Below are 9,099 nucleotides of genomic sequence, written 5' to 3'. Positions count from 1 at the left end.
GTTGGCGAGCTGGCCGGTCGGGTCGTGCGCGAGCGTGGTCACCTTCTTGGGACGCCCGACATGTCGAGCAAGTCGGTGACCGCGTCGCGGCAGTTCCTGCAGATGCCGACGACGTCGGTCTGCCGCGGGTCGGGCAGGAAGTCCTCGTCGGCGCGGATGCGATCGAGCACCGATTCCAGTTCGTCGGCGGGGCGCTCGACGACGGTCCGGCAGTCGCGGCAGACCAGGTGGTGATGTCGTCCGTACCGGCAGTGGCGGTAGCTGTCCTGGCCGTCGAGGTGGAACACGTGGACCAGGTCGACAGCGGCGAGGGCGTGCAGCGTGCGGTACACGGTGGCCAGCCCGATCCGGTGCCCCTGCTCGCGCAGCAGGAGGTGGATGTCGCCTGCGCTGAGCGCCTGAGCCCGCCCGTCCAGGACTGCGAGCACGGCACACCGGGCCGCGGTCGCGGTCATTCCCGCGCGCCGAATCTCTGCTGCTGTGTCGTGATGTGTCATCGCTGCCCCGCTGAACGGTGGATCGGCCCGGCCGCCCGTTCGCCCGGCGACACACGGCCGGTGTGTCGAAAGCGGGTGCCGGCGGAGCGGATCAGCGCGGCGAGGGCGACCTCCGTGGCGGCGAGCACACCGACGGTGGGTCCCGCGGGCAGCCCGAGGTGATAGCTCGCCATCAACCCGGCAAGTCCGGCTGCGACGCCCAGGCCCGCGGCGAGGAACAGGACACGCCGGATGCGGAGGGACAGCAGCCGAGCTGCCGCGGCGGGTGCGATGCAGAGGGTGAGCGCCATCAGTACCCCGACGGTCGTGAGGCTGATGACGACGACGAGGCCGAGAGCGACGATGACCGCGGTGTCGACCAGGCCTGTTCGTACGCCGAGCGTGCGGGCGTGAGCGGGGTCGAACGTCGTGGCGACCAGCAGGGGTAGGGACGTCGCCACCGCGAGGACGACCAGTCCGGCGACCACCAGCTCGGCGATCACATCGGCGGTGGTGACCGTGAGGGGATTGCCGAACAGCACGTGTGTGAGGGCACGGGGATCGGCCGACTGTGAGACGCCGATGATGCCGAGCGCGAACAGGCCCTGCCCCGCGACCCCGATGGCGCTGTCCTCGGAGAGCCGGACGTGGATCACCAGCACGGCGACCAGTAGCGCCATCGCCATCGCGGCGACCAGCCCGCCCACCAGTAGCGACGCTCCGAGCAGCGCCGCGGCGGCCACACCCGCGAGGATGGCGTGGCTCATCGCGTCGGTCAGGTACACCAGACGTCTGGTGGTCGCCCAGACGCCCGCGACCGGCGCGGCGACCCCGACGGCGAGCGTCGCGGCGCACGCCCGTTGCATGAACGGGTATGCGAGCGGCTCGGTCAGCCAGCCGGCGACGCTCACGGCAGCACGCCTCCGAGCACCGCGGGTATCGACGGTTCGCCGGCGAGGCCAGTCGCCAGGATCACGTCAGCGGGTCCGTCTGCGAGCACTCGACCGTCGAGGAGCACGGCCCGCCCGAACACCCTGCGCGCCAGCGGCAGGTCGTGGAGCGCGCAGCAGACCGCCGTGTCCGCGGCGGCGAGATCGGTCAGCGCGGCAAGTACCGCGTCGAGGCTGTCGGCGTCGAGCCCGTCGAACGGCTCGTCGAGCAGCAGGAGGTCCGGCTCCTGCGCCAGCGCTCGTGCGAGCAGCACACGCTGCGCTTGGCCACCGGACAGCGCACCGACCGGCCGCTGCGCCAACGCGCCCAGGCCTAGCCGGGCGATGGCCGTCTCGATGGCGTCCCGGTCGGCGGTGTCCGGCCGCCGCCACCACCGCCGCGTCGAGATCCTGCTGGTCGCGACCGCCTCCCAGACCGAGATCGGCAGGTCCCAGCGCGGCGTTGCACGCTGGGGGACGAAGGCTATCCGCACGTCGGAGGATTGCGATTCGCTCCTGGCCCGGGGAACGCGCTCAGGAGGTCGCCGGACGATGGTGCCGTCGTGGGGGACGAGACCGGCGAGGGCGCGTAACAGGGTGGACTTGCCGACCCCGTTGCGGCCGACGAGGGCGACCGACTCGCCCGCGGCCAGTGTCAGGTCGACGTCCTCGACCGCCGTGATGTCCCCGTACCGCACGGTCAGACCGCGTGTCGCCAGAAGCAGCGGTTTCACGGGCAGCCCAGGCCCGCGTACAGGCGGTCGCCGTTGTCGCCCATCACGCTCAGGTACTCCTGGCCGGGGCCAAGAGCCTCGCGCGGGTCGAACTCCAGCGCGGCGAGCAGGTCGATCTTGGCGCCGATCGCCGATGCGACGGTCTGCGCCGTGTCGGGCGTCAGGGCCTCTTCGAAGAACACGGTGGTGACGCCGGCAGCCCGGGCAGTGTCGGTGATCTCGGCGAGGGTTTGCGCATCCGGCTCCGCGTCGGGCGACAATCCGGCGATCGCGACCTGCCGCAGCCCGTATCGATCGGCGAGGTAGGCGAACGCGGCGTGCGAGGTCACGATCGTGGTCTGGGCGCATCCGGTCAGATCCGCGCGTAGATCGGCGTCCAGGGCGTCGAGGTCGCGCTGCAGCGCGGCAAGGTTCGACCGGTAGGCGTCGGCGTTCGCAGGGTCGGCTTCGGTGTAGGCGTCGGCGACTGCGCTCGCCATCGCCTTCATCCGCACCGGGTCGAGCCACACGTGCGGGTCACCGCCACCTGCGAGGGACTCCTTGCCCAGATCGGCGGGGGCCGGGAGGACGTCGACACCCGGGGCCGTGAGTAGGTCGCGACGGACGGCGTCGGTCGCGTCGGCGACAGCCTTCTCCACGTCCGGTTGGAAGCTCTCTCCGAGATAGAGCACCACCTTCGCGTCGGCCAGCGCCGCCATGCTCTGGCCATCCAGCGCCAGGTCGTGCGGCTCGGATCCGGGTGGGGTCAGGTTCGTCACGGACACCCGGTCGCCGCCGACCCGCTCGGCCAGGAACTGCACCGGGTAGAAGCTCGCCACCACCGGGAGCATGCCGACCTCGGGCGCCGCGTCGGGTGCGCCACCGGCACAGCCGACGAGCACGAGCGCCACGGCAGCGGCAATACAGGAGAACGGAATGCGTGACGCGCGCGACTGACCCACGAAGCGACCCTATATGAAAATGACAACCGTTACCAAGAAATCTCAGCGCGAGCCACACGCCCCCGCCCGGCCGTACCCTGCTGCTCGCCGCGGTACCTGGGCTCGGCGTGATCCCGTCCGCGCGGCGATCTGCTCGTGCTCGCCGGGTTTCCGGCCCGGGGAAGACGACCTTGCTCAACGATCTGCTCGCCGACAGCCTCGACCAGCGGATCGGCGTGATCGTCAACGGCGTCGGGAGCATCCCCGTCGACGCGATGCTCGTCGGCGGCAGCGCTGCGGGCGTCGTTCCGGTCGGCAACGGCTGCCCGTGTTGCACCACGGACGAGGCGGGTGTCGGGCCGCTGCTCGACCGGCTCGCCGCCCCGGAGGCGGACATCGACGCGATCGTCATCGAGGCCAGCGGGATCGCCGAGCCGGGTGCGTTGGTCCGGCTCGTCCTCGGATCGGGGAACCCGCACACAACCTTCGGCGGGCTGATCGAGGTCGTCGACGCCACGGAGTTCGAGGCCGTCCGGCGCCGACACCCCGAGCTGGACCGGCATGTGCGGCTGGCCGACCTCGTGGTTATCAACAAGGCCGACCGGGTGGACGCCGCGGGCCTGTCGAGGTTGCAGGACGTGTGCCGGGCGCTCAACCACCGGGCCCCGCTGCTGGTCGCCCGGCACGGCGCCGTCGAGCCCAGGATGCTGTTCGACGTCGACGTGGTCCCCGGTCGTCAGCTGATGCTCGGTCAGGCCCACTGCGACGCCGGGCACGAACACGGCGGGCACGACGAGGACCACGGCGACCATCACGGTCACCTCCACGCGGCCTACGCGTCCCTCGCGTTCGTCACGGATCGACCGATCGACCCGCACCGCCTCGTCGACATCCTGCAGCGTCGCCCGGGAATCGGATCAGCGCCCGGCTCGGCGGACCAGCAGCACGTTGTCGACGACCGCGGCGGTCTCGCCGTTCGGTCCGGTGGCTTCGCGTCGGGGCATGTCGGTGCGATCCGGTGACCACTGCCGCGGGTCGAGGTCCATCTCGGCGAACACCTCGTCCGGAGTGGGGAAGTGGGTGTCGGGGTTCTGGTTCCACGACCACGGTGCGATCGAGCCGTGGTCGACGAGGAGGAGTAGCCCGCCGGGCCGCAGGGCGTGGGCCGCGGTGCGCAGGACCTGGCCGCGGGGGAGCGCGAACGGCGTGTGGAAGTACTGCGCGGAGATCAGGTCGAACTCCCGGACGGGAAGCCCGTGGCCACGTCGTGCTGCTCGGTGACGACGCGATCGCCCAGGCCGAGCTCCAGCGCCTGGCGCCGGACCTGGTCCACGGCGGTCGCGGAGATGTCGACAGCGGTGACCCGCCAACCGTGGCGGGCGAGCCAGATGGTGTGCCCACCCAGGCCGCAGCCGAGGTCGAGAGCCGTACCAGGCGCAAGGGGGGCCACCGTCTCCACGAGCAGGGGATTGGCTCGGGCCGCCCACGGCCCCCGGTAACCGCGGTAGTGCCCCTCCCAGAATCGCTCGGATTCGGACGCGCTGTAGTTCGCGGCCGTGCCGTCCGAGTCGGCGCTGACGTGCGGTTCGGTGCTCATGCGGGGCTGCTCCAAGAAATTCGGTCAACCGGTCGAGTAGGCCGCCACAGCCGCGGGTCGCCGCTGGATGCCGGCGCGCGGTCTGCGACGTCGCACGCTCCTCACTGGGTCGCCCCGGCCTGCCGGGGCGCACGTTCGTTTGCCGTCTCGGCAAAGTCCCGGGTCGGGGGTGATCACGACGCCCTCCTCAGCCATCGCCCGACCCACAGCAGCTTTGGGCCGAGCGCCCTGAGAGCCAAGCGCTGGCGGATCGGCACCCCCTAATCGCTCAGGTCGGTCTGCACTGGTGCGGTTGTGCGCTGGGTCTGCGCGCGACGCCGTCGAGCGCGCGGGCGACGGCGTACTCGTAGAACTGCGCGTCGATCTCGGCGATGTCCTCCGGATCGGTGCCCCGCTCCTGGACGTCCGCCGCGACCAGGGCAGGCCGGGGTACCGCTCCGACTCGCGGTGCAAGAGCAGGATCGCGGCGAGCTCCTCCCGCGCGTGAGGGCGGAGGTCGCGCCGGTCGTCCTCGACTGCGAGCTGGAGGAGCGCGGAGTTGAGCAGGTACCGATAGGCGGCGACGGCGCCGTGCTCGAGGCCGGCGTCGAGGAGCGTGCGGATGCCGCGGTCCATCAGCTCGAGCGCGGCCCCGCCCGGCCCCGCGGCGATGCCGAGAACGAGAGCGGTGGACAGCAGTGCTCCGGCGAAGGCAGCTCCGGAGGTGGACAGTCCCGCCACGGCGGTGGAGCCGATGGTGATGACGACGGCGGCCGCGCCCTGGCCCCGCTGCGCGCCACATCACCAAGCCGGGCGGTCGGGTCCTGCGCATCGACAGCCTCTGGTCTCCCGAGCTCGTCCGAGACATGCACGGCCAGGAGTAGCCGCCCGAGGTCACCCGGGCTCTCCCCTTGCTTCACACGCGCACCATCGATCCCGCTCGCAATCTGTGGCGGCGAGCGGGCCTGGAGAACGTCATGGCCGAGAGACTCTCCTGGATCGACGAGGCACTCCGGACAGAGTCCTCCCTCGAGACGGCGATGATGTGTCGCGATCTCTCGTTCTACCTGGTCGAGGGCACGCGCCCGATCACTCGGGCCGGGCCGTGACGTCCGAGGGACCTGCACCACTACCTGCGGGCCGCGACGGCGGTGGCCCTACCGGGGCGGTCCGGTCACGAAGCGGACCGAGTCGTGTTGATCGTGCAGAGCCACCAAGCCGGACGGTGCGCCCGGCGAGGCCGGACAGTGCGACCGCGAGCACCGAGGTGAGCACGAGGACGGCGGTCGGCGCGAGAACGGCCCAGGGTGCGCGCTCGACGTACGGCAGCCCGTCGGCGAGCAGCTGGCCCCACTCCGGGCTGGGCGGTTGCGGGCCCAGACCGAGGAACCCGAGCGCGGCGAGCGCGAGGACGACGCCGGGCAGGCGCAGCATCGCGTGCCGCACGAGCGGCCCGGCGACGGCGGGCAGGACGTGCCGGGTCAGCAGGCGGACTGGGCCCACGCCCAGGACGGGCAGGATCCGCACGTGCGGCTGGGCGCGGGCCTCGGCGACGAGTGCCGCGGTGTGCGCAGCGAGCGGGGCCCAGCTTACGATCGCGACGGCGATCGCGGCGCCGACCGCGGACGGGCCGATGACCGCGGCCACCACGATTCCGGCGATGACCGGTGGCGCGGCGTTGGTGACCTCGACCGGCCCGGTCGACAGCCGCGGGAACAGCCCGATCAGCACCCCGATCGCGAGGCTGAGGAGCACGACGGCCAGGGCGGTCCCGATCGTGAGCAGGGCTCCGTGGGCGGCGCGGGCGAGCAGGTCGCGCCCGCTGGCGTCGGCGCCGAACGGCAGTGCCCACGACGGTGGCGCGAGCCGGGCGTGCGCCGACGTGTACGGGTCGCGCAGCAGGCCGGCCCCGACGACCCCCGCCAGCAGCGCGGCCGCGCCGACCGGGACCATCCACCAGCGGCGCCCGAGAGCCGTCACCGGCGCGGGCACCGGCACGTCCCCCGTACGCAGCGCGCCGCCCAGCAGGGCGCGGCCGACCAACGCGGCGGCCGTGCCGGCGACCTCAGCGACGGCAAGCAGCATGAGCACGCCGAGCTGCAGGGCCGGCAGGTCGAGCGCCGCGGCAGCGCCGAGGGTGGCGCGGCCGAGGCCGGGGATCGCGAAGACCTGCTCCACCGCGACGGCCCCTCCGGTGAGCCCGACGAGGACGAGCCCGACCTGGGGCAGCAGCGCCGGCAGCGTCCGGCGGGCGACGGCGGCCACGATCCGCGCCCGTGAGAAGCCGGCCACCTGCCAGGTGCCGAGCCACGGCTCAGAGAAGGTGGCGGCCACGCCGTCCGCGAACAGGCGGCCGACCAGGCCGCCAGCCGGCAGGCCGAGCGCGAGCGCCGGCAGGACGGCGTAGTGCACGCCCTCCCAGCCATAGGGCGGGAACCAGCCCAGCCACACGGCGCCGACCACCAGCAGCACCGCCGCGAGCAGGAACTCCGGCAGCGCGGTACACGCGGCGGCGGCCCACCCGGACGTCCGGCCGGCCGTCCCGGAGAGGCCACGCAGCACCGAGGGCAGGGCGAGCAGCACCGCGACCACGACCGCCACCACCAGGGCGAACGCCATCAGCGTGAGCGAGACCCCGAGCGCGGCCAGCATGCCCGGCAGGACCGGCCGCCCGGACACCCACGACGTGCCGGGGTCGCCGGACAGCAGCCCGCCGATCCAGCGGCCGAACAGCACCAGCGTGCCGGCGTCGAGCCCGAGCTGCTCCCGGATCGACGCCAGCGCCTCGGGCGTGGCCTCCTGCTCGGCAGAACGCGCCCGCAGGATCGCCAGCTCCGGGGAGCGCAGCGACAGCCAGGGCAGGATCCCGATCAGGAACACCACCGCGCCGGCGGCCAGTACCCGGCTCGCCCCGACCACGACGGCGTCCCGGCGGATCACGGCGTGCTACCCGCCACCGTCGAGTCCGGCATGATCAGCTCGCGCTCCCGCGGGTCGCGCGCCACACCCGACACGCGCGCCGACTCGCCCTGGATCACGCGCTCGTGCAGCATCGGGACGGCCGCGTCGGTGGCGAGTACGGCTGCCTCGGCGCGCAGGATCGACGCGCGCCGCTCGGGCCCGGCCGGGGTGGCTGCCGCCTCCCGGACGGCGGCGTCCACGCCCGCGTCGCAAAGCTGGGAGATGTTGAACGAGCCCTCGCAGGTGAAGTCGCTGGCCACGTAGGCGACGGGGTCACCGGAGTCGAGCACGGTGGCGCGGGACAGGATGAACGCGTCGAACGCCCCGGCGAGCGCGTCGGCCTCGATGAACGAGTACTCGCGCACGTCCTGCGTCACGACGAACCCGGCGGCCTCGAGCTGCTGCTCCAGCAGCACCGCGACCTCGGGCAGCTCGGCGCGGTCGGTGAAGGTGCCCAGGGCGATCGGCACGCCGGTCACCGGCGCCGGGGCGGGGCGCCGGCCGAGCGCGGCGGCATACTCGGCGGTGTCGCGACCGGGAGCCGCCCAGGGCAGCGCCGGACCGAGCAGGCCGGCCGCGACGTCGGCGCGGCCCTCGTACACGTTCTGCACGAGCGTGGCCCGGTCGATCGCCGCCCGCGCGGCGGCCCGGACGGCCGGATTCGCGAACGGACCACGCTCGGTGTTGAGGTAGAGCGTGTTGGTGCGCGGCATCGGCACCTCGTGCACCAGCGCGGGGTCGAGCAGCGAGACCTGGCCCACCGGGATCGCCTCCACCACGTCGGCGGTGCCGGTGCGCAGCGCGGCGGCCCGAGCCCCGCCGTCCGGCACGAAGTCGACGTCGATGCCGCTCGCCGTGGCCGGCTCGCCCCAGTAGCCGTCGAACCGGTCCAGGGTGGCGCCGGACGTGCCGTTCACCGCGGTCAGCACGAACGGCCCGGTCCCGGCCCGGAGCGGGTCGACGGTGCCGTCGGGCCGGTAGGCGGCCGGGGCGAGGATCGACAGCTGCGGGCTGGACAGCCGCTGCGGCACGAGCGGGTCGGGATCGGCGGTGCCGACGAGCACATCGTCACCCTCGGAGCGTGCGGTCAGCTCGACCCCGTCGAGGATGCGCGGCGGCGGCGAGGCTTGGGCGGCGGCCGTCAGCGCGGTGGCGACGTGCGCGGCCGTGAGCTCGCTGCCGTCGTGGAAGCGGACGCCGTCGCGGATCCGGAACCGCCACGTCCGCTCGTCGACCTGGGCCCACTCGGTGGCGAGCGCCGGCTGCGCATCGCCGTTGGCGTCGAGCACGACGAGGGTCTCGGCGGTTCGCCACCGGGAGAGCTTGAACGCGTCGTCGCTCAACGGGGAAAGGCCCGAGCGCGGCGGCTGGAGCATCGCGACACCGATGCGGCCTTCGCCGGCACCGCTCGGCGTCGCCGGGGTGGAGAAGCAGCCGGTGAGCAGGAGCCCGCAGGCGGCGAGCGCGGCGCAGAGAACGCCACGGGGACGGGGGACGGACACG

Annotated in this window: 8 protein-coding genes; 1 reads left to right on the top strand and 7 read right to left on the bottom strand. The window is 73.3% G+C overall.

Annotated features, from left to right (window positions below; all coding sequences use genetic code 11):
• Positions 1-38: 38 nt before the first annotated feature.
• From FB558_RS31350 to FB558_RS31335, 4 genes are read right to left on the bottom strand one after another with little or no spacing between them, the layout of a single operon-like run.
• On the bottom strand, positions 39-455 hold the full coding sequence (locus tag FB558_RS31350; protein WP_281288703.1) for a Fur family transcriptional regulator: 417 nt from the start codon (positions 453-455) through the stop codon (positions 39-41).
• Between the two features lie 38 nt (positions 456-493).
• Positions 494-1,387, bottom strand: a complete 894-nt coding sequence (locus FB558_RS31345) for a metal ABC transporter permease (RefSeq protein WP_142059746.1) — start codon at positions 1,385-1,387, stop codon at positions 494-496.
• Positions 1,384-2,103 carry a metal ABC transporter ATP-binding protein gene (locus tag FB558_RS31340; protein WP_170231622.1) on the bottom strand — a complete coding sequence of 240 codons (720 nt, stop codon included), beginning with the start codon at positions 2,101-2,103 and terminating at the stop codon, positions 1,384-1,386. Before FB558_RS31340 ends, FB558_RS31345 begins: the two co-directional genes overlap by 4 nt.
• 32 nt (positions 2,104-2,135) lie before the next feature.
• Complete coding sequence (locus FB558_RS31335) at positions 2,136-3,080, bottom strand: metal ABC transporter substrate-binding protein (protein WP_142059742.1); 945 nt, start codon at positions 3,078-3,080, stop codon at positions 2,136-2,138.
• Positions 3,081-3,250: 170 nt separating this feature from the next.
• Between FB558_RS31335 and FB558_RS31330 the strand changes: the two genes are divergently transcribed.
• Positions 3,251-4,081: a CobW family GTP-binding protein gene (locus FB558_RS31330; protein ID WP_170231621.1), complete on the top strand. Its 831-nt coding sequence runs from the start codon at positions 3,251-3,253 to the stop codon at positions 4,079-4,081.
• A gap of 206 nt (positions 4,082-4,287) precedes the next feature.
• Here FB558_RS31330 and FB558_RS45575 read toward each other — a convergent pair whose 3' ends face one another.
• The 3 genes from FB558_RS45575 to FB558_RS31310 all read right to left on the bottom strand — a co-directional run bounded on the left by FB558_RS45575 (position 4,288) and on the right by FB558_RS31310 (position 9,098).
• Positions 4,288-4,656, bottom strand: coding sequence for an SAM-dependent methyltransferase (locus tag FB558_RS45575; protein WP_342787573.1), 369 nt, complete (start codon positions 4,654-4,656; stop codon positions 4,288-4,290).
• 1,068 nt (positions 4,657-5,724) lie between these two features.
• Positions 5,725-7,575 carry an ABC transporter permease subunit gene (locus FB558_RS31315; protein ID WP_246106890.1) on the bottom strand — a complete coding sequence of 617 codons (1,851 nt, stop codon included), beginning with the start codon at positions 7,573-7,575 and terminating at the stop codon, positions 5,725-5,727.
• Positions 7,572-9,098: an ABC transporter substrate-binding protein gene (locus FB558_RS31310; RefSeq protein ID WP_246106889.1), complete on the bottom strand. Its 1,527-nt coding sequence runs from the start codon at positions 9,096-9,098 to the stop codon at positions 7,572-7,574. Before FB558_RS31310 ends, FB558_RS31315 begins: the two co-directional genes overlap by 4 nt.
• Between the last annotated feature and the right edge of the window lies 1 nt (position 9,099).

It is taken from the genome of Pseudonocardia kunmingensis, assembly GCF_006716445.1.
Taxonomy (GTDB): Bacteria; Actinomycetota; Actinomycetes; order Mycobacteriales; family Pseudonocardiaceae; genus Pseudonocardia; species Pseudonocardia kunmingensis.
Note: the sequence above shows the minus strand (reverse complement) of the source record. Positions and strands in the feature narration are given on the sequence as shown.

Excerpts from the sequence above, each read along its gene's own strand:
- FB558_RS31350 (WP_281288703.1), bottom strand. The coding sequence starts at position 455 with ATGACCGCGACCGCGGCCCGGTGTGCCGTGCTCGCAGTCCTGGACGGG.
- FB558_RS45575 (WP_342787573.1), bottom strand. The coding sequence starts at position 4,656 with ATGAGCACCGAACCGCACGTCAGCGCCGACTCGGACGGCACGGCCGCG.